Raw genomic sequence first — 21,657 nt, 5'->3', positions numbered from 1 at the left:
AATCCCTTTCAATTATTAATATTTAATCTGATTTAATGAAACTTTTAATTATAAAAAAACAAGAAGACGGAAGCTATTTTATTGATGGAAATGCAACTTTTATAATGATTATAATCATTTTTACGATCACTTTTATTCCCATTTTTATTTCGAGCAAAAATTTTTGGACTAGTTTTATTTTATCATCCATTTTCACTGCTTTCGTATCTATATTGGTTTGGATCAGTACTTCCATAGGTAAAAAAGTTCATTCTAAAATATTTGACAGAAAAGTTTTTACCCAATTAAGACAAAGGGGCTTTCAAAAAGAATCTATTGATAAATATGAAGGCTTAATTAAAACGATTGAAGGTAGAACCGTCCGTGTTTTTTATAATTGGAATAAGTACGCAGAAGGAAATTTCACTTTTGGAGATATTGAAATTAATCTCTTTTATAAACCTCAACTTTTTGACAATGATATTGACAAAATTGATGTTGAAAAGTTAAGAAAATTAAATAAAAAATATGATAGTTTTTTTTCATCAAAAACCAAACGCTATGCATTTACATTTGATAAATTAAAAGTTGCCATTAATTATTATCCTTGGACAACAAGTGATAAGATTGATAAGGAAATTTTTAAAGCTTTAGATATATTGAAGGAAAATGGATTGGAAATTTTTGATATCCGTAAAATCCCACTTGAATATAGTCATCTGCAAAAAGATGGTGCCTTCTATCCAAACATGGAATATATTTGGGAGAATTTTGAAAAACAACAAGGTTTACCAACTATTAAGATTGAATAGAAAATTTACATTTTATTAAAAAACGATGTTATAAAATTAATATTAAATAAATTTTATGACATCACAACTTTTAAAATGCTAAATGAAAAAACTTATCTTATTATTTTCAGTAGTTTTATTCCAACAAAACCTTTTCGCTCAGAAAGATCAATATTATAATTTCATGAAAACATGGAATTTCATTAAATATCATCATCCCGATGTTGCAGGTGGAAAAATTGATGCCGACAGTTTATTTTTAATTAAAATTAAAAGAATTAACGCAAAAGATGATTTTAATTCTGTAATCGGAAAGTTAACGCAAAAATTTAAATAAAAATTTTACCATTCCCGCTCCTGCAGAAACTTCAAGAGACGTTTTAACAAAAAATCAGAATTTTAACTGGTTTCAGAAAAATAGAAAAGTAAATTCCGAGAATAAAAATTTACTTGAAAACGTTTATAAAAACCGATACAATTTTGAACTTTTGAAAGAAGGAAAACTGGTAAGTGATGAAAAGAAATACTCATTTCCAAAAAAAGAAAATCTTCCGCTTGAATACCGCTTGCTGGCTTTGGCGAAATTTGAAAGAGTTTTAGATCTGATTAAATAATCATGAAATTTTATCGACAAAATCTATAAAAGATATTTGAAATTTAATTTTGTACCAACCAGTACAATTACATACCTTTGTCTCATCAAAATAAAAAATGGCAGGAAGACCCAAAATATTCGACGAAAATCAGGCGATTGAAAAAGCGACTGAAGTTTTCAGAAACAAAGGCTACGATACAGCTTCTGCAGATGAATTGTTGAATGCAATGGGAATCGGAAAGGGAAGTTTTTATCTGGCATTCAAAGGTGGAAAACAGGAATTGTATGCAAAATCTATCGAACAGTTTTCAGAAAATTTCTATAAAATATTATCGGAAGGAATTGAAAAATCTGAAAACGGAATTGAATTTATCAAACAATTTTTCTTAAGTCAGGCGAATTCTCCCGAATGCGAAAAAGAGAGAGGTTGTTATTTAGGAAATTCTCTCGTTCAGTTATCTGCAAAAGATGCGCAAACAAAGAAAATTTCTATCAAAATCATGAGAAACTTACAACAGCTTTTTGCCAAAGTTATTAAAAAAGCGCAAAAAAACAATCAGATCAAAACCACAGAAAATCCTGAAATCCTTGCTTGGCATCTCACCAATTTATGGAATGGGATTCACGTTACAAGACGCATGGAAAGTTCTCCGGAAATTCTTAAAAGCCTCATTGAAATTAATTTAAAATTAATAGAATAAAATTTTTTTCTTATATTTTGTACCAAATAGTACAATATTAAAAATTAACATCAACATTAAAAACAAACGTTATGAACATTACAAACAACACAATTTTAATTACCGGCGGAGGTTCAGGAATTGGTTTAGCAATCGCAAAAGCATTAAGCCCATCGAACAAAATTATCATCGTTGGAAGAAACAAAGAAAAGCTGGATGCAGCAGCAAAAGATCTTGAAAATGTTTTCACCATTCAGGCTGATGTAACGAATGAAAGCGATGTCAACAGATTGTACGAAGAAGTAAAAACGACTTTTGGCGAATTGAATATTCTGATCAACAACGCAGGAAGTGCTTTTGTTTATACTCTTTCAGAAAATTCTGACACCTATGGAAAAGCGTTCGCAGAATTTACAGCCAATTATTTTGCGCCAATCAGGTTAACTGAAAAATTTCTTCCTTTGTTAAAAGAACACAATGAAGCCGCCATCGTCAATGTTTCATCGATTGTCGGATTGGTTCCGGGTGCATATCTTCCTACTTATTCAGATTCAAAAGCGGCACTGCATTCTTATACACAAGTTTTAAGATATGAACTGGCAAAAGAAAGCAACATTAAGGTTTTTGAATTGATGCCACCATTGGTCAATACTGATTTTTCTGCAGAAATCGGAGGAAAAGAAAACGGAATTCCGCCTTCAGATGTTGCCAATGATTTGGTAAAAGCTCTTCAGGAAAATATTTATGAAGTTCGTGTAGGATATACAGAATTATTGTACCAGAATTTCTTTGCAGGGACGGAGGGTGCATTTGGTGCTTTTAATGCATAATGAGAGAATTATACTGCCATTTTATTGGTAGTTTTCAATATATAAATTTCATAGACAAGCTGATGTATTTTTTGCGTCAGCTTTTCTACAATATATTTAATTGGAATTTATATTTCTCGCAGATTAAACGGATTTTACAGATGTTTGTGTTATAAATCTGCCTAATCTACGCAATTTGTAAAGATTAGAATATGACCCTCACAACAAACAAAAATTGAACTCCACAACAAAATCCCCACCCAAAATAAACCCCAACTTTGTCCTTTAAAATTTAAACAAAATGGAAAACGTACAGACAAAGAAAACAGTTTTGGTGACGGGAGGAACAGGATTTTTGGGAATTCATACTGTTCTGCAATTACTACAACAGGAATACGAAGTAAAAACTACGCTTCGTTCATTAACAAAAAAAGATAACATTCTAAAAGCATTAGAAGAAGGCGGAATTACAGATTTTTCAAACCTTTCATTTATTGAAGCCGACCTTACGAGCGACAACAATTGGGACGAAGCCGTAAAAGGCTGTGATTATGTGCTTCATGTTGCATCACCCTTCCCTGCTCAGGATCCGAAAGATGAAAACGAACTCATTATTCCTGCAAGAGACGGAGCTTTGCGCGTTTTGAAGGCATCGAGTGATGCGGGAGTGAAAAGAGTGGTTTTGACCTCTTCTTTTGCTGCAGTCGGTTATAGCATTGATGCAAAAGATCATATTTTCACAGAAGACGACTGGACAGACACCAATACTCCACTTCCGGCTTACATCAAATCAAAAACTGTCGCTGAAAAATCTGCATGGGAATTTATCGAAAAAGAAGGAAACGGATTGGAACTTTCTGTCATCAATCCTGTAGGGATTTTCGGTCCTGTCATCGGCGGAATTACTTCAGCTTCGTTGGATATTGCAGTTTCAGGGATTCTAAACGGGACGATGAATCATACTCCGCCTTTTACAATGGGTGTTGTCGATGTGAGAGATGTTGCGGACATCCATATCAAAGCGATGCTGCATCCCGAAGCTAATGGAGAACGTTTTATCGCAACTTCAGACAGTGTGATGAGCTTTTATGATGTTGCCGAACTTTTCAAAAAAGAAAGACCTCAATACGCTTCCAACATTCAGAATTTAGAACCAATTGGCAAAGAATTCTACAAAGAAATGACCAACAAAAAAGCAAAAACCATCTTAAACTGGACTCCAAGAAGTCGTGAACACGCTTTGCTGGCAAGCGCAGATAGTTTGATGGGAAAATAACAAGTGCTTTTCGTCAATTCGAGTAAAAATTATTAGAAGAATAATTTTGTATCGAGAATCTAAAACACGAGAACTTCTCGATACAGTTTTTTCAAAACTTACTCGAAGTGACGAAATGTGTGACAGGCAATTTTAAAACGAATCCTTATATTTACTTTAAGACAAAAGAAAAATATTAAAATGAAATTCAACAACATACAATCCTGTCATCTGGGACCCGAAATTTCACCGGAACAGTTTATTCCGGAACATTTCTTTTTGTTTTTGCTAAAAGGCTCAATGATTTCATATGACGGTTACAAACATTATGCGATGAAACCCGGCGATTACTGTATTGCAAGGAAAAATCATCTCGTTCGATATACAAAATACAAGGAAGACGGGGATTTTGAAAAAGTAATTATTGCCTTTGATGAACCGTTTTTAAAGAAATTTCTGGAACGCCATTCTTATCAGGTAAAACCGACAGATAATGACGATTCTTTTTTGTTTATCAATGAAGATAAATTGATTAAAAATTACATACAATCTTTAGAACCTTATTACAACGGAACCGAACAGTTGGATGATACTTTTGTGGATATTAAGCGTGAAGAATTGTTGATGATTTTATTGAAAAACAATCCAGATCTGAAAGATATTTTCTTCAATTTCAATGTTCCGCATAAAATTGATCTGGAATTATTTATGAATCATAATTTTAAATTTAACATTAGTTTAGAACGTTTTGCCTTTATGACGGGACGAAGTTTATCAACTTTTAAAAGAGAATTCAAAGCAATTTTCAACACCACTCCCGGAAAATGGCTGATGAATAAACGTCTTCAGGAAGCGTATTTTTTGCTGGAAAAGGAACGTAAAAAACCAACAGATATTTATATAGATCTTGGCTTTGAAGATCTTTCGCATTTTTCTTTTGTGTTTAAGAAGGAGTTTGGAATTGCACCTTCGGAAGTGAATGAAAAAAATTGATATCAATTTAAATATTTGTTTTAAAATTAGGAATGACTGTTGATTATTGAGATAATTTAAAGAAATATTATACAAAATTAAGATTGAAATTCATTACTTTTAAAAAATCTTAATGAATGTCCGTAATTAGTAATAATTTAGTTTTTAGCGGACTGTTTGTCATTCCGTTAGGATCTCAATACGCTGAAAATTGAGTAGTTTAGATTCCTACGGAATGACAAAATTACTGCTTATTTTAGCATTATGATCAAAAACGGACATTCATAAAAATCTTAACTTGATAAAGCTAATACATGGAAAATAATTTATTGTTGTCAAAATTTTGGGCAAGAATCTGGGCGTTATTTATTGATTCTATTATTCTTGGAATTTTCGGATTTATATTAGGTTCAATTTTTTATAATTTTTTTACTTCCCTTGGTGAAAATGCAAAATTAATTGGGTGGATCATCTCATTATTTTACTTCTCAATTTTAAATTCAAAATTATATAAAGGACAAACATTTGGTAAGAAAATACTGAATATTAAGGTTGTCGATATTAATGGTGACTTCATCGATCTAAAAAAATCATTTGTTAGAGCTTTGATTCTCACAACACCATTTTTTATAAATGGCTTAAAAATCAAAGGATTATCAACATTTTCTCCAATAAGTGTAATTCAGGGATTGGTTATTTCCACAATTGGTCTTGGTATTATAATTTTTTACATATTTAACAAAGCCACAAGACAGTCTCTTCATGATTTAGCTGTAAAAACTTATGTCGTTCAAGACTATAAAAATGACAAAATTACAGTGATGCCAAAGATAAAAAAACTGCCATTTTACATTACAGCAGGAATATTTGTTGTTACTTTAGGAATATCATTTTATACGTATAATAGTGATTTGAAACTTTCGAAATTGATTCCTGTGTATGAGGAAATAAATAAACAGGATCATATTTCCCGTGCAAGTGTCTCAATAAATTATCTAACAAACAGGGATAAAAGCAATATTTACACCGTAAATATTTCAGTTGACAGAACACCACAGAATCAAAGCATCAAAAATCCGGAACTTCTACAAGCTGCAAAAACTTTTATCAACAGTAATGCCTACGAATCTGATAACGACATTTTAAATATGGTTGTCGTTTCAGGATTTGATATTGGCATTGCTTCAAAATATCAATCTTTCAGCTTTAACAAACCTATCTCCGAATGGAAAAAAGATTTAAAAAAATAATTTTTCTATAAAAGCAAGTATTCAGATTAAATTTTGACTACGCACAATCCTTACAAATACCCGTCAAAATACAATTCACGCTTTCCACATGATAACCTTGTGGTAAAGAAAACTGCACCGGGACAGGAAGACATTCTATGGTCTGACAAGCTGTACATCGAAAATGAAAATGATGATCAGCAAGTTTTTTTTCATCACATCTGATGCAGACTGCAAAATACTGTTTGCCGTCTTCTGCCACAATCCTGTGAAGAATTCCGTCTTCGCAAAAACGGTTGAGCACGCGATAAATCGTTGCACGATCTATATTCATTTGGATTTTTTTTTCAATGGCATCCTGGCTCATTGCTTTTCCGGTATTGGTAAGCAAAGTTAAAACCGCTTCTTTGGTAGGGGTACTTCTTCTTTTCATTTTATTAATGCGACAATATTGCAATAATAAAATAATTGTTTAACTTTGGCAAGTAATTCAACAAAAACTTTTATAGGATAAAGTTGCTATTACATCAATTCTAAACAACAAAACTCTAAAATTATGAATGAAAATACACTATTTGACGTCATCATCATCGGCGGAAGCTATGCAGGACTTTCTGCTGCAATGTCTTTAGGAAGATCTTTAAGAAAAACTTTAGTCATTGATAACGGAAAACCGTGTAACCAACAGACACCGCATTCTCATAATTTTCTGACTCAGGACGGTAGTTCGCCCTCAGAAATTTCAACTTTAGCGAAAAATCAGGTCAGAGAATATGAAACAGTTGAATTTTATAATGGGAAAGCAGTTTCAGCCAAAAAGACAGATTCAGGATTTGAAGTTATCACTGAAAACGGTGAAAAATTTAATTCAAAAAAACTGATCACTGCAACAGGAATTACAGATGAAATTCCTGATATTAAAGGTTTTAAAGAATCTTGGGGAATTTCTTTGATTCACTGTCCGTACTGTCACGGTTACGAATACAGAGGAAAGAAAACCGGAATTATTGCCAACGGAGACAGAGCGATACACCTATCTTCACTTGTTAAAAATCTAACGGAAGATGTCACAATTCTTACCAGAGGCAAAGCAAGTTTTACAGATGAACAATTGGAAAAACTTGTTCGCAACAATATTGAAATCATTGAAATAGAAATCACAGAACTCACACATGAAAATGGTTATGTAAAAAGTCTTGTTTTTGAAGATGGAAAAGAAATAAATTTTGAGGCTGTATACGGAGCTTTTCCTTTTCTACAGCATTCCGATATTCCGGAAAAGCTCGGTTGTGGATTGACCGACTTTGGTCACATCAAGACAGATCAGTTTCAGAAAACAAATGTTCCGGGACTTTTCGTTTGTGGTGACAATTCTTCGATGATGCGCGCAGTTTCCAATGCCGTGATGACCGGGAATGTAGCCGGAGCAATGACGAATATGGAATTGGTGACAGATTGTTTTTAAGTGAATTATATATAAGCATTTAAAATATTTGATATTTTCTTAAAAGACTAACTTTATTATATTTATCATTCGCATATAATGATTATCTAATTTATTTTTTAATGAATATCCTCAGAACCCACATTGAAAAAATCATCCCGCTCGCAGACGAAGAATTTGAACTGATCAAATCTTGTTTTCATTCTAAAAAATTTTCAAAAAGAGAATTTGTTATTCGTGAAAATGATACTGTGGAAGATGTTTACTTTATTATTTCCGGATTAATGAAACTCTTTATTAATGATAGGGGAGCCAAAGAGCACATCATTTCTTTTTCAATGGAAGACTGGTGGGAAACCGACTACATGGCGTTTTACACGCAATCGAAAGCCACCCAATTTTTACAGTGTCTGGAAGAAACGGAAGTTCTTAGCTTATCATTTAAAGACTACGAAAAACTCTGCAGTCAGATTCCTAAAATGGAACATTTCTTTCTAAAAAAAGCCATCGGCGGACATATTGCCAATCAAAAAAGAATATTGTCTTTGCTTACATTAACTGCGAAAGAACGATACGAGCAGCTTCTTCAATCATATCCCACTCTTTTACAGAGAATTCCTAAAACAGTATTGGCTTCATATCTTGGTGTTTCCCGAGAAACTCTGAGCCGTTTATTTGCAGATTCAAAATAAAATTGTGACACAGGTCACACAACAAATTTCTGCAACTGTGAGAACTTTGTTTCATTGTTTAATTAAATAAATTCAGCATGGAAAAAAGAATCATCAACCCGTGGAAATGGCAGGACACAAGAAATTACGTACAGGCAGTAGAAGTAAAAAACGTACAGAGCACACTGTATGTTTCCGGACAGACTGCTATCGATGATAATGGGATCTCAAACGATGCAGATATGAGAACACAAATCATCAAGACCTTTGAAAATCTGGAAAAAGTAATCTTAAAGGCAGATTTTGAACTGAAAAATATTGTTCGTCTTAATGTTTACACGACAGATCATCCTGCATTTTTCGAAAACTTTGACCTCTGGCAAAACTGGATTACCCAACACGGTATTCAGCAGGCAAGTACGGTCATAGAAGTAAAAACACTATTCGAAACCTTGAAAGTCGAAATGGAAGCGACCGTTGTAAAGTAATTTCTCTCAAAACTAACTCTAATACTCCGTCAGTTCGAGTAGCGAAGCGTATCGAGAATTTTTCTAATCTTAAAGAGTTGATCTATTTTTTAAAATAAATTTGGTTGAAGCCAGATTTGAAACCTTTAATTGTAGTCGGGCTTTAGCCCGACCCTATTGATGTAGATCCATTTGCCCCTTCTCCGACCATCTGTAATCATTTACAAAAGTGTATAGATGAGGTTATATAAGTATGTCAAGGCACTTAAAAACTACTTCCGACCATTGGTATAACTGCCTCCGACAACTTGAGAAAGTGTCTCCAACCCGTTAGATAAATATCTGTAGACACTTCACAACAGCCAATAAACACTTGAACAACCGGTCACAGCCACTTCCAAAGGGGCTTTACCCCCCTTACCTAACCCCCTGTTGGTAGTTATAAAAGAGGTTATAAAGATTTGTAAAACTGTCGTAAATTATTTATTCAAAATCAAATACGAAGCCTGAAATAAATTTCAGGCTTCGTATTTATGATAAGTTTAATAAAAATTAAAACTTCAAATCACCATTTACTTCTCTTACTGCTTGTGCAGCTTCAGCAAATTTAGCTTTCTCTTCTTCAGTTAAAGATATGTTGACAATGCTTTCAACACCGTTTTTCCCGATGATTGCAGGAACACCCAAGCAGATATCGCTTTCGCCATATTCTCCGTCTAGCATTAATGAACAAGGGATCATTTTCTTTTGATCACAAGCAATTGCCTGAACCATTACAGAAACTGCCGCACCCGGAGCATACCAAGCTGAAGTACCCAACAATTTAGTCAATGTAGCTCCACCAACTTTAGTTTCTTCGATTACATATTTTTGTTTTGCATCATCAAGGAACTCAGTTACAGGAACTCCGTTTCTTGTTGCTTTGCTTAATAGAGGTAGCATTCCAGTATCACTGTGAGCAGCGATTACCATTCCGTCTACGTCAGAGATTGGAGCTTCCAAAGCTTCTGCCAATCTGTATTTGAATCTTGCAGAGTCTAAAGCACCACCCATTCCGATGATCTTGTGCTTAGGAAGACCTGAAGTTTTGTGTACCAGATAAGCCATCGTATCCATTGGGTTGGAAACCACAATGATAATGACTTCAGGAGAATTTTTTACTAAATTTTCAGTAACTTCTTTTACGATTCCTGCGTTGATACCGATCAATTCTTCTCTTGTCATTCCCGGTTTTCTTGGAATTCCGGAAGTGATTACTGCTACATGAGAACCTGCTGTTTTGCTGTAATCTCCTGTTGTTCCGGTAATTTTTGTATCAAATCCGTTCAGAGATGCAGTCTGCATCAAGTCCATTGCTTTTCCTTCAGCAAAACCTTCTTTGATATCTACTAAAACTACTTCCGAACAGAAGTCTTTCATTGCGATGTATTCTGCACAACTTGCTCCTACAGCGCCTGCACCTACTACAGTTACTTTCATAATATATTTATTTATTGTTTTTAATGGTATTATGGAACTTTATAGTTTCATAATGTTACTTTTTTTTAATTATTTATTTTTTGTTTAGCTTTTAATTTTTGCCTCCCAAATGTACAAATTCCCGAAAAATTGAGCAATCTTTCGGGAATTTTAATTATTATTTAAGGAAATTAATTAACGCTTAGTAAAAATGTATATAATTTTTTGGCTCCTGATAATACTTCATTGTAGTTTTCTTCAATCACTTCAGTATCCAAAACCTCTTTGAAGTTCTTCCACATCGGTCCTGTATTTTCCTGATAACACCCGAAAAAATTGAATGTCACATCATCAAAACCTTCCGTTTTTGAAAGCTGTTTTGCGATTACGTTTCCACCCAAAGTAGAACCTTCAATCACGTACATTGCTCCCAAAGCTTCATGCTCATTCGCAAATTCAAGGGTATGAGTTGTCGTTTGGTTTTCTAATGCTAAACTTGCCAGATCTTTTTCTATCAAAGGAAGTTTTATTCTTTTATCTAAATGAAGTTTTTCAGAGAATTTCTCAGAAAGACTGCTGAAGATTTTGTCTTCACTGTGAAGAAGCATCAGATAATTGGTATTGATTATTTTTTTATAATCTTCTAAAGTGAAAGTTTTGCTGAAAATTTTATCAGAGCTAAATAGTTTTTCGGCTGCATCATGAAACTCAGCTGTGTTTTGTTTTAGATATTCAGATACCATTGTTTGATTAGATTTAAAGTTCCACAAATTTAGGGTTTTGGAACGTCAAAATAAAACAGGTTCCGTTATTATTGCTTTCGTAATCTACATTTCCGCCGATTCTGTTCATAATCCTGTGAACGATAGAAAGGCCGATTCCGTTTCCTTTGAATTTTCTGGCATTATCCATTCTGTTGAAGATCTTAAACATTCTGTGTTTCTCAGTTTCGGGAATTCCGATGCCGTTGTCTGTGATTCGGTAGATCACCTGATCACCTTCTTCTGTCCCTTCAATCTGTACGGTTGGCTGATCCTGTTTAGACGAATATTTGATGGCGTTGTTGATAATATTCAGGAAAACCTGATGCAGCAAAGTTTTATCTGCCAGAACGCTCGGACAATTTTTGATAATCACGATACTGTTCGGACTGTCAAAAGTCAATTTGGCATTCTCGGTAATCTTCTCGATCGTTTGCTGAGTTTCGATATTTTCAAGTTCAATTTCACTGTGTTTTGCACGGCTTAGCTGCAATACATCGTGCATCATTTCAGCCATATTGTCGATTTCATCAATAATTGAGCTGATCTTATGCTTATTTTTATCTGAAGTTTCAGAAAGGCTCTTCAGCAACATCTGAGCGTTCAGTTTCATGACAGTCAATGGAGTTCCCAAATCATGGGAAATCGTGTATGAGAAACTATCCAGTTCTTCGTTTACTTTTTTAAGCTGTTCATTTAGTCTTTTTATTGTAACGTATTGCTTGTGAGAAGTTTCTAAAATCACATCACGTACAGCCTGTATCGCAATTTCGTTTCTGCTGCTCCATCTTCTGGAATTTCCTTTAATGTCTTCTGTAAAAACTTCAAAAGACGTTCTTGGTGAAACGATTTTTTTCTCTTCCCCATTTTGAGAAAACACTTCGATTTTCTTTTCCGGATTTCCTGCCCAGTTGATATGGTCGTCAAATTCTTTTCTGAACCACATTAGCAGTTCATTTTTACTTTTTTCAACAAAATAAATAACAATTCCGCCCACCGTTTCGTCAAGACCTAATTCTTCGCCAAAATCTTTAAGAAAACTACGGCTGATGAAAATCATTTCTTCCGTATTCCGGTAAGCCCAATCTACAATTTTGTGAATCGTTTCCCTTTCCGGAGTTATTCCGTCTGTTACGATATAATTTTCAGAAACAACTGCCAAACCGTCTGCTTCAGGAAGGTTTCTGATTGCAGATTTGTTTTCGACAAGTGATTCAAATAAAGTATTGTGTTTTAAAAATTCAGATTTCAGCTGAGAAGCTTTTAAACTTAAATCCAAACGGTATTCGAGTTCTTTTTTTGATTTGAACGATGAATAGGCATTGGATGCCAAAACAGTAAAAATTCCTGCCTGTACACGGTCTTCCAAATCAATATGTTTGGGCTCAGAATTCTGACAGGTTACCAAACCCCAAAGTTGATCATCAATAATAATAGAAATGCTGAAACTTGACGATGCTCCGGAATTTTTGACATACTGCCCGTGAATGGGTGACATTGCACGTGATGATGAAAAAGTAAGATCTATTTTGTCAATCGTTTTGCTGAGAATTTTCACAGGTTCAGAATATACATTGCTGAAGATTCTTTTTCTTTTCTTTTTATAAAGTTCGCGTGCCTGTCTCGGAATATCAGATTCGGGATAATGCAGGCCTAAATAACTTTCTATATTTTCATTGGTTTTTTCAGCTATCACTTTACCTGAACCGTCTTCCATGAATTTATAGACCATAATCCGGTCATAATTGATGATACTGAAAAGTGTCCCCAAAAGCTGATCCCAGATTTCTTTTTCGTTATCAATGATGTAGAAGTTATCATATTTATTGGTTATCCGTTTATGAGGATTATTGATAACTGCTTCAAATTCAAAGAAAATATGATCCTGACTGCGAAAAACAGAAAAGTGATATTCTTTTTCTCCGATAAAAATTTTATCAAAATAAATTTCGTTATCTCTTTTGGTAAGATTTTCTAAAGATTCAAAAATATCAGAAGCCATAACACTCTGAAAAAGCACCGGAAAATCTGATAATTTCTTTCCAAAAAAGATTTCAGAATTTTCAACATTAAAAATATCTGTAATATTTTCACTGAAGAAAGTAATGGTATGAGATTCTGAATCGATGCCAATCAGATACCCAAAACTTTGTATGTAGCCCGGAATATGGATGGGCTCCTCATGACATTCAACAAAATTCATAAATAACACTTAAAGATATCAAAGTTAATCATTTTTTTTCCTAAAAATTACTTTGTGGTATACGAGATGAAATTTACACCAATAATTAATAATAATTATATTTTTTTAATATTTTCTTAACATTATTTTCAGATTACGCAGCGGTAATTGATAATCTTTAAATACTTTTCTATCAAGACTTCATCAATCTTAGGATAATAAGAAACAAATCAATAAGAGAATTTCATAAAATTACTATGCTATTTTACACTTCTTTGTCGAAGTAAAGCATATAGTATTTTCCTTTTTCATCCTGACCCTGCTCAAGCATTTTCCGGTCTCCGTGGATGTAAATATGGAAGTTTTTATCTAATTTGATGATACTTTTAAAATGTCTCTGCGTTTTTTTTACCGCCGCCTCACTGATCGGGAATTCTTCTGCAATATTGATCTGCATTTCCTGCTCGTAATCGGTTTTATAATTATTAAAACTTTCAATTACGTGCTCGTCTTTCAAAACCTCAGCTGTAAAATCATCTAACTTAAATTCTTCTTTTTCCTTAAAAAAATTGATAGACTGATTCAAAAAATCTGCCTGATCTGCCTTTGAAACCTCAAATTCCTGCGGAAGCTGCTTGGTGATATAGTCTTTATAAACCATCAACGCTTCCTGGGTGTGAAAATATTCATCGTCACGCTGTTTTACTTTCAGGAAATCTTCAAACCAGTAGTACATATCTCCGTTTTTGTTGTTGTCTACTACAGAAAGTACATATCCGCTTTCTTTACTGCTGTTGTAAATCAACGCTGCTTTATCGATTTTTGAAAGGCTAATTCCCTGATCTTTATCGATCTCAAATGATTCGTTTTTAGGGAAAATTTTAAGGAAAGATTCTCTTTTTTCGGTTTTAAAAATTCCGATTTTATCTACTTTTTCGTCGCTTTCTCGTTCGTCTTCAAAATAAACAACGAATAGCTCACCTCCTTGAACTCTCGGGTTTTCTGCCGCTTCAAAAAGATGCTTGGCAAGGTTTTCAGATTCCCAAAGGAATTTAGCTTTGTCTTCAAAAATTTCGGAAACAGAACTGTAAACAGGATTATTGACCAGGTAAGAGTCACTATAAAACTGATAAGTTTCTTCAGTTTTAAATGATCCTAAAAAATAATTTTCCAGCATTTCTACGGTTCCTTCGTCCAGCTCAAGCTCTTCCTGAGAAAGTAAAAGAGATTCTCCGTTGATTTTATTTCCGACTCTGTGTACTACAATTTTTGAAAACATCTTTGATTTTTTGTGGACTGCAAAGATATTAATCTCTGACTTAAAAAGGACAAATTATTTTTTTCCATAAAAAGGTAACAAAAATGCACAATTTGATTTCGCTAAAAGATATAAAAGGTAGATTCAACACATCAATGCAACACCGTTTAATTTATTGAGTTTTTCGGCATTTTTTCTAGAAAAACAAAATCCCTCAAAAGAAAACACAGAATAATGCGTTTAATTCTTAAATTTGAATAATGCAAAAATATCTATATCTCATTATACTATCATTTTTTGTTACGAGTTGCTATACTTATCAACGTAAAAAGCACGTGACATTACCACCCGAAAACATTCAGGAATCAAAGAAGAAAGCTGTTGATGGTAATATTGCTTCGGCTCAACTCAACAATACAGCAACCGAAACTCAAAATAAGAAATCACCGCAAACGGTTAATGAAAAAGAACTCGTTCCTATCAATATCCAAAATGAGCTTCGGCCTACTAAAAATTATAAAATTAAAGTTGATGGCAGATCGTATAAAATAATAGTTGACAAATGGGAAGGTGACACTCTGGTTTCGCATCGAGTACATAAACCTGAAGCAATCCTGAAATTACATAAAAATCAAATCAACGCTGAATCTATCACAGAAAGACGCTTCTCTAAACCATTGTCCGACATTATAACTGTACTTGTTTACGCCGGTATTGGCGTTGGAATTTATATGCTTCTTCGCTGATTGCTTTGCTTTAATTTCAAATTCATTTCATTTCTGTCAGATTTCCTTGGAAATTCAATTGTTTTTTGAGACTGATTATCCTTTAAAATAATGCTAACTTGATTTTTTTAAATTTCTAAAATCAAAAAATCACTTTCCATTATTTGTTTCTTAATTAACATTTTCAAATTAATGAGTTAATTATTGAAGAGACATCTATTATGTTATAAATTGTCAGTAAAAAAATATTGCTTTTATAAATTTGTTTCCCATTTCATTACAGATTTTAAATGTTTGATTACATATTTCTAAAATTCAACACAAACAATTAGATTTAATAATCAAACACTTACAAAAAACTATATTGTATTAAAAGCTCAAAATCATTGGTAAATAAAGGATTCCAGAAGAATTTGAAATTTAAATTTTTAAATTAAACAAAATCAATTTATTTTAAATTTCCCGTTGGTTTTGGTACACTTTTAGTAAGTCTTAGAATGTTTAAAAAATATTTTAACAATGAAGAATTTTGAAGCGGATACTATTAATGAAACTCAGGCAATTGAGCATTTGAAAATATTTTATCCAACAATTCAGAACGAAATAGCGCAACTTTCTGCACAGAACAATTTTCCTGCAATCATTCAATCGACTGTCGATTATCTGAAAGTTCTTTTACAGGAATCTAAAATCAATATCGTCAACCGGAACATCAAAATGATGGAATGGCTTTACAAAAATGGAACATTCAACGTGAAACACATTATTGAAAATCTGTTTATCAGATCGTTCGGAAGTTTAAAAAAACATACTGACAACCAACAATGGAACATTTTGTATCAGTATATGCCGATCGAGTTTCAGCAGATTTATCTTAACCAGACCAGGCTGGATGAGATCATGTTTAAGAAGAATTAAATTTTGCAATAGACAGCGCCCAAGCTTTTAGTTTGGGCGCTGTCGTTTTATTTTGGTAAATATTGAGATTTTTTTTGATATTTCTTTGCTAAATTTTTTGTCGGTTAGATTTAAATTGATGATACGATTTTAATTAAATAAAATATATATTTAAAACAAAATTAAATTATGGGATCTAAATTTAAAATCATTCTAATACTATTACTTCAGACATTATTCTATTCCGCACAAATCAGTAATAAAGTAAAAAAAGTTGTCGAGCCAATTGATCATCAATATTTCAAAATTATACTTACTGAAAATTATGATGAAGAAGGATATTCCAGCTTATACAAAATGTTTAGTAAAGTTTCTGCTATTGCAACGAATGATGAACTATTCTATTTAGCATTAAATGGAAGTACATTTGTTAGAATAAATTCAGTTTCAGTTTTAGTGGCACGAAAAGACCATAGAATAATCAAATTATATCGATATTATTCTGAATTTCCACTCGAATATGAAACCAAGATTGGTCATGTCATATCTAAGCAAGATATGGCACTTAGTAACATCAGAGCTCAGATCTTTTCGCAATTAATTAATTACAACGATTACCAAAACACTAAAAAATTAATTAAAAATCAATCTTTATCGGATTTTTATTCTAAAGATGAAATAGTTTATTACGAAAATTTAGATATTACACCGTTTGAAAATTTGATTGTTGAATTTGATAAAATTGATAAACTCTTCATTCCACAAAGAATAGAATCTTATGAAGAAATTCAAAAAAATTGGATAGACAAAAAATTACAAATACCAACTATATCAAGAATTTAAATGTGAAATCCCTTCGCTTTCGCAAAGGGATTTCACATTTAATTTAAAAATATTTAAGGATTCTGATCATATCCTGCCACCTGAATTTGAGATAAAGGTACTTGATATAAATAATCATTCGTTGTAATTGTATAATTATAGTTGAGCTGTGCAGCAGCCTGATTAATAACAGAAACTCCTGTATTCCAGCGAACTAAATCATGCCAATAAACCCCTTCACCGGCAAACTCCACTCTTCTTTCTTTACGAAGTGCTGTCGTGAAATCTGCAGCTGAGATTGATGTAGATAAAGGTGCAAGGCCTGCTCTCTGACGGATTCTGTTTAACTGAAAAACAGCTGCACTTGTACTTCCTTCATTATTCAAAATTTCGGCATACATCAACATAACATCTTCATATCGAATGATTGGGAAGTTGATTGGCCAGTCGTATCTGTTGCTCAAAACAATTCCCTTTTCACGGAATTTCACGAAAAATTTAGCCTGATCAGGTTGTCCGTTTGTCCCAATAAAACTTGTTTTGATCGTTAAAGGAAGTCTTAAATCACCCGGCTCATAAGTATCAATCAAAGATTGAGAAACTCCTAATTCAGCAGAACTGAATAAACTGCCTTGTGCATTATAGTAAGGATCAGCACTCCCAAAGTTTGGCGACACATAACTTGGCAAGTAAGAACCCTGCGACAAACCACCACTGATATGCTGAATTTCAAAAATATGGAATTTGTTATCGTTTGAACTTTTAAATAAATCTGCATAATTAGGTGCAAACGTCACAAACTGACCTTCTCCCTGAATAACCGCAAACAAATGGTCTTTCGCTTTTGCAACATAAGAACTGTTATTGAGCGGATAACCCGAACCCGTAAGGTAAATTCTACCCAACATCGCATGAGCCGCTGATTTTGTTATTCTTCCTTTATTTGCGGCATCGTACACATTTTTCAAACCTGCTATCGATGCTTCAATTTCCGAAGTGATGAAATTATAAAGCGTTGCTAAGTCTGTTCTCGGTATCTTGGATGCCTCTTCAGGACTAACCGGTTTATCGATTAAAGGAACTTTTCCAAAACTTCTCATTAACTCAAAATAGGCATATGATCTTAGAAAACGAGCTTCAGAACGATATTGTTCCCTTGTTGCAGGATCCGCAAATGGCACTGCATCTATTCTTGACAAAAGCATATTCGCATAAGAAATCTGTTGGTAAGCGTCTTCCCAAAGAATTTCCATCTCATCTGTTGAAGAGGTGTCCTGAAAACGATTGATTGCGTAATAATCTCTGTTTCCGTTTTGTGAAATTGCATTGAAATTATTAGAACGAACTTCCGATGCCAATAAATAAAAATTAACATCATAACCGCCTCTCGATGAAGCATTCACCATCGCAGAATAAACCCCCGACAAAGCTTGCTGAATTTGTAATTCGGTAGTATAAAAAGAGTTTTGGGTAATATTGTTTTCAGGTTCCAGCATCAGATCATCTTCGCAGCTGACCATTCCCAACATCATGATTCCGCATATCAATGCTTTACTAAGCGACTTCATATTTAATTGTAAAAAGGATGTATTTATTGTAGTGATTTTCATTTTTTTTAATTTAAAAGTTAAAGTTTAAGCCCATCATATACACTTTTGCATTCGGATATGCTCCATAATCGGTACCGTCTGACTGTACAGATTCCGGGTTATAACCACCATAATAATGATCTTTTCTCCAAACATTTTCTAAACTGACATAAACTCTTAGATTAGAAATTTTCAATTTACTGACTAATTCCTGTTCAAAATTATAACCTAATGTCACATTTTTTAACTGAATGTAGGTCGCATCATACAACCATCTTGTATCGAGAAGACTTCCTGTAGTTCCGTCCAAACGTGGTGTCTTTCCGTCTCCGGGATCCGCATCAGAACGCCAACGATTTGCCCAGTTCCCCATTACGTTGGTAGTGGTTCCCATACCTGGACGGTCAATTGCACGACCTAACAATGCGTAGCTGTAACCACCTTTTTGTCCTTGAAAAAATACAGAAAGATCGAAGCCTTTATAAGAAAACGTATTGGTGAAACCCCAATAATAATCCGGAGTAGGACTTCCGATGATATGGCGGTCATCTTCTGTAATTTTACCGTCTCCGTTGAAATCTTTGTACTTTACATCTCCTGCAATAGCCCCCGCTGTTTTTGCAACACCTGTATTGGTAAGATCTGCAGTTGAAAGCACTCCTATCGCTTCATACAAATAAAAAGAGTTGAGCTCTTCTCCTACTTTGATAATATTTGTCGTGTTACTAAAACCAGTGTAGATCGGTGCATTATCAGAACCCAATTGCAGCACTTTATTATTATTAAATGCAATATTTGCGGAGGTATTCCATTTGAATGCTCCTGTTAAATTTTTGGTGCTTAAATCTAATTCCAAACCTGTATTCTGAACCGAACCTACATTTTTCCACATGATATTGTAACCTGTTGCAAACGGAATTGGTTGTTGCAAAAGAAGGTCATTGGTTTTTTTGATATAATAATCTGCCGTGAAGTCAATTCTATTAAAAAGTCCCAATTCAAAACCAAAATCTGATGACTGCGTTTTTTCCCAGGTCAGATTAGGATTTTCAATAGTGTTTGGTATTAAACCATTAGATAAATTACCTCCGAATGAATAATTTCCCCCTGAAAGCGTACCGAAAGCTCTGTAATCTCCTATGTTATTATTTCCGTTTTCTCCCCAGCTGTATCTCAGTTTTAAGTTGCTCAACCATGTTTTATTCTTTAAAAATTCTTCTTCATCTATCTTCCACGCACTTCCAAATGCTGCAAATGTTCCCCAAAGATTATTCCAGCCAAATCTGGAAGAACCGTCTCTACGAATACTTGCAAATAACATATACTTTTTTTTATAATCATAATTTACACGACCGAACATTGAAACCAACATCCATTCTGAAGCTGTATATTCTGAATTAAGCACTGATGCAGATTGGGTAAAATTAAATGTTTTTAAATCATCATTAGGAAAACCTTTGTTTCGGTTATATTGACTTGTCGTTCTGTAATTTTCCGCACTATAACCTGCAAGAGCGGCTACACTGTGGCTTCCGAAAGTCTTTTTATAATTTAATAATGCTTCTCCCAAATATCGGTTATAATTTACCGTTCTACGACTGGCAATACTTACCTGCCCAGGAATATTTGTAATCAAATTGAAAGTAGGGGTATAGCTGTTATTGAGATTAAAATTATTGGTTGCACCCCCTGAAATTTTAAAATTTAAATTTGGTAAAATATCATAGGACATATAGAGACTTGACAATAACCTGAATTCATTAGTATTATTGGTAGTATTTTCTAAAACACCAATTGAGCTTTGCGAAGAACTCGCCCATCGATACCGATCATTTTTCCAGAAATTGGTGTAGAGACCAGCTGACAATTCTGCCACAGGGACCATAGAAAGCATTTTATGAGCTTCATTGTCTTTTCCGTCAACCGCTGCTCCGTAACTTTGTGAATAACTTGGCCTCAAAGCAATTCCGGCTTTCCATTTATCCGAAATGTTGATATCAACAACTGCACTTAGGTTATATCTGTTGAAGCCTGTATTGAGAGCCAAACCTTCCTGATCGAAATACGCAGCCGAAATTGCATACTTCACATCCTTGCTTCCTCCTCTTACCGACAACTGATAATTTTGAATAGAAGCCGGACGGTAGAAAGCATCCTGCCAGTCAATATAAGCAACCTGATCGGTTCCCCATCTGGGATCAACCATATAGTTGACATTGGCAAGATTATAATTTGTGGTATTTGCTAAATTAAAATAATTAGCTCTCACTGCGTAACTATCTGATGCAGAATTACCCGGAGCTAGAGCAACCCATCTTTTATTAATCGATTCAGTGGCGTAATCAATCCACTCTGAACTTGTCATAATATCTAACTTTTTTTCAATCGTTTGGACACCATAATATTGAGAAAATGAAAATGATGGTTTTCCTGATACTCCTTTCTTGGTCGTTACAATAACAATACCGTTAGAACCCCTAGATCCGTACATTGCAGTAGAAGCAGCATCCTTCAAAACTTCAATCGATTGCACATCGTCCGGAGAAACGTTTGCCATATCATCTGCCACCATTCCATCCACTACATAAAGAGGAGAATTACTTGCTGAGATTGACGCTGTACCACGCACTCTGATTTCTAAAGGTTCTCCGGGTTTTCCTGACGTTGCCCGTGTTTTAACACCCGCAATCTGACCTGTTAATGCCTGATCAACCCTTGCTATGGGACGATCTTTAAAACTTTCGGCATTTACTCTGCCAACAGAACCGGTAACTTCTCCTTTTTTCTGTGTACCGTAGGCGATGATAACCACTTCCTCGATATCTTTAGTTTTATTACTAGGACTTGGTTGTATAGTATCCTGATCCTTGACCTTGCCTGTCGTTTGTTCTTCTTGAGCGAAGACTAAACCTGTAGTGTTCAGTAAGATACCAAGCGTTATTATAGATTTCTTCATTCTGTGGTGGGTGATTATTTAAAATTTATTTATACAATTTCTATGAAATCAAAATATAAGAACAAGGAGATTGGAATCGACATGATATTTCTCATATTTTAATTTTATAAAAGTATA

Annotated in this window: 21 protein-coding genes; 14 read left to right on the top strand and 7 right to left on the bottom strand. The window is 33.8% G+C overall.

Annotated elements, in window-relative coordinates; all coding sequences use genetic code 11:
- Positions 1-35 precede the first annotated feature (35 nt).
- The 8 genes from K0R77_RS13790 to K0R77_RS13755 all read left to right on the top strand — a co-directional run bounded on the left by K0R77_RS13790 (position 36) and on the right by K0R77_RS13755 (position 6,331).
- A complete protein-coding gene (locus K0R77_RS13790) occupies positions 36-791 on the top strand; it encodes a hypothetical protein (RefSeq protein WP_300353458.1) in 756 nt (251 codons plus the stop codon).
- A gap of 82 nt (positions 792-873) precedes the next feature.
- Positions 874-1,107, top strand: coding sequence for a hypothetical protein (locus tag K0R77_RS13785; protein ID WP_300353455.1), 234 nt, complete (start codon positions 874-876; stop codon positions 1,105-1,107).
- Between the two features lie 151 nt (positions 1,108-1,258).
- A complete protein-coding gene (locus K0R77_RS13780; protein ID WP_300353453.1) occupies positions 1,259-1,384 on the top strand; it encodes a hypothetical protein in 126 nt (41 codons plus the stop codon).
- Positions 1,385-1,481: 97 nt separating this feature from the next.
- Complete coding sequence (locus tag K0R77_RS13775; protein WP_300353451.1) at positions 1,482-2,066, top strand: TetR/AcrR family transcriptional regulator; 585 nt, start codon at positions 1,482-1,484, stop codon at positions 2,064-2,066.
- A gap of 71 nt (positions 2,067-2,137) precedes the next feature.
- Entirely contained in the window at positions 2,138-2,875 is a 738-nt protein-coding gene (locus tag K0R77_RS13770; RefSeq protein WP_300353449.1) for an SDR family oxidoreductase, read from the top strand.
- Positions 2,876-3,155: 280 nt separating this feature from the next.
- Positions 3,156-4,130, top strand: a complete 975-nt coding sequence (locus K0R77_RS13765; protein ID WP_300353447.1) for an aldehyde reductase — start codon at positions 3,156-3,158, stop codon at positions 4,128-4,130.
- A 180-nt stretch (positions 4,131-4,310) separates the two neighbouring features.
- Positions 4,311-5,102 (top strand): helix-turn-helix domain-containing protein, encoded by a 792-nt coding sequence (locus K0R77_RS13760; RefSeq protein WP_300353444.1) that lies wholly within the window; start codon positions 4,311-4,313, stop codon positions 5,100-5,102.
- A gap of 293 nt (positions 5,103-5,395) precedes the next feature.
- Positions 5,396-6,331 carry an RDD family protein gene (locus tag K0R77_RS13755; RefSeq protein ID WP_300353441.1) on the top strand — a complete coding sequence of 312 codons (936 nt, stop codon included), beginning with the start codon at positions 5,396-5,398 and terminating at the stop codon, positions 6,329-6,331.
- Between the two features lie 37 nt (positions 6,332-6,368).
- Here K0R77_RS13755 and K0R77_RS13750 read toward each other — a convergent pair whose 3' ends face one another.
- A complete protein-coding gene (locus K0R77_RS13750; RefSeq protein WP_300353438.1) occupies positions 6,369-6,743 on the bottom strand; it encodes a Fur family transcriptional regulator in 375 nt (124 codons plus the stop codon).
- A 123-nt stretch (positions 6,744-6,866) separates the two neighbouring features.
- Between K0R77_RS13750 and K0R77_RS13745 the strand changes: the two genes are divergently transcribed.
- From K0R77_RS13745 to K0R77_RS13735, 3 genes are all read left to right on the top strand, one after another.
- A complete protein-coding gene (locus K0R77_RS13745; RefSeq protein ID WP_300353435.1) occupies positions 6,867-7,775 on the top strand; it encodes an NAD(P)/FAD-dependent oxidoreductase in 909 nt (302 codons plus the stop codon).
- 101 nt (positions 7,776-7,876) lie between these two features.
- Entirely contained in the window at positions 7,877-8,446 is a 570-nt protein-coding gene (locus K0R77_RS13740; RefSeq protein WP_300353432.1) for a Crp/Fnr family transcriptional regulator, read from the top strand.
- Between the two features lie 77 nt (positions 8,447-8,523).
- A complete protein-coding gene (locus K0R77_RS13735) occupies positions 8,524-8,913 on the top strand; it encodes a RidA family protein (RefSeq protein ID WP_300353429.1) in 390 nt (129 codons plus the stop codon).
- A 531-nt stretch (positions 8,914-9,444) separates the two neighbouring features.
- Here K0R77_RS13735 and K0R77_RS13730 read toward each other — a convergent pair.
- From K0R77_RS13730 to K0R77_RS13715, 4 genes are all read right to left on the bottom strand, one after another.
- Positions 9,445-10,371: a malate dehydrogenase gene (locus K0R77_RS13730; protein ID WP_229985640.1), complete on the bottom strand. Its 927-nt coding sequence runs from the start codon at positions 10,369-10,371 to the stop codon at positions 9,445-9,447.
- Between the two features lie 170 nt (positions 10,372-10,541).
- Positions 10,542-11,093 carry a biliverdin-producing heme oxygenase gene (locus K0R77_RS13725; RefSeq protein ID WP_300353424.1) on the bottom strand — a complete coding sequence of 184 codons (552 nt, stop codon included), beginning with the start codon at positions 11,091-11,093 and terminating at the stop codon, positions 10,542-10,544.
- A 13-nt stretch (positions 11,094-11,106) separates the two neighbouring features.
- Positions 11,107-13,314 (bottom strand): ATP-binding protein, encoded by a 2,208-nt coding sequence (locus tag K0R77_RS13720; protein WP_300353420.1) that lies wholly within the window; start codon positions 13,312-13,314, stop codon positions 11,107-11,109.
- Positions 13,315-13,558: 244 nt separating this feature from the next.
- On the bottom strand, positions 13,559-14,572 hold the full coding sequence (locus K0R77_RS13715) for a nucleoid-associated protein (protein WP_300353418.1): 1,014 nt from the start codon (positions 14,570-14,572) through the stop codon (positions 13,559-13,561).
- A 239-nt stretch (positions 14,573-14,811) separates the two neighbouring features.
- Between K0R77_RS13715 and K0R77_RS13710 the strand changes: the two genes are divergently transcribed.
- The 3 genes from K0R77_RS13710 to K0R77_RS13700 all read left to right on the top strand — a co-directional run bounded on the left by K0R77_RS13710 (position 14,812) and on the right by K0R77_RS13700 (position 17,016).
- Positions 14,812-15,297 carry a hypothetical protein gene (locus K0R77_RS13710; protein WP_300353415.1) on the top strand — a complete coding sequence of 162 codons (486 nt, stop codon included), beginning with the start codon at positions 14,812-14,814 and terminating at the stop codon, positions 15,295-15,297.
- Between the two features lie 498 nt (positions 15,298-15,795).
- Complete coding sequence (locus tag K0R77_RS13705) at positions 15,796-16,194, top strand: hypothetical protein (protein ID WP_300353412.1); 399 nt, start codon at positions 15,796-15,798, stop codon at positions 16,192-16,194.
- 168 nt (positions 16,195-16,362) lie between these two features.
- Positions 16,363-17,016 (top strand): hypothetical protein, encoded by a 654-nt coding sequence (locus K0R77_RS13700; protein WP_300353409.1) that lies wholly within the window; start codon positions 16,363-16,365, stop codon positions 17,014-17,016.
- 53 nt (positions 17,017-17,069) lie between these two features.
- On the opposite strand, the gene K0R77_RS13695 is transcribed toward K0R77_RS13700, so the two are convergent.
- Together K0R77_RS13695 and K0R77_RS13690 are read right to left on the bottom strand one after the other, a co-directional pair.
- Complete coding sequence (locus K0R77_RS13695; RefSeq protein WP_300353406.1) at positions 17,070-18,563, bottom strand: RagB/SusD family nutrient uptake outer membrane protein; 1,494 nt, start codon at positions 18,561-18,563, stop codon at positions 17,070-17,072.
- Positions 18,564-18,615: 52 nt separating this feature from the next.
- Positions 18,616-21,540, bottom strand: a complete 2,925-nt coding sequence (locus tag K0R77_RS13690) for a TonB-dependent receptor (RefSeq protein ID WP_300353404.1) — start codon at positions 21,538-21,540, stop codon at positions 18,616-18,618.
- Positions 21,541-21,657: the final 117 nt, after the last annotated feature.

This window comes from Chryseobacterium sp., assembly GCF_029240215.1.
In the GTDB taxonomy this organism is placed as follows: domain Bacteria; phylum Bacteroidota; class Bacteroidia; order Flavobacteriales; family Weeksellaceae; genus Chryseobacterium.
Note: the sequence above shows the minus strand (reverse complement) of the source record. Positions and strands in the feature narration are given on the sequence as shown.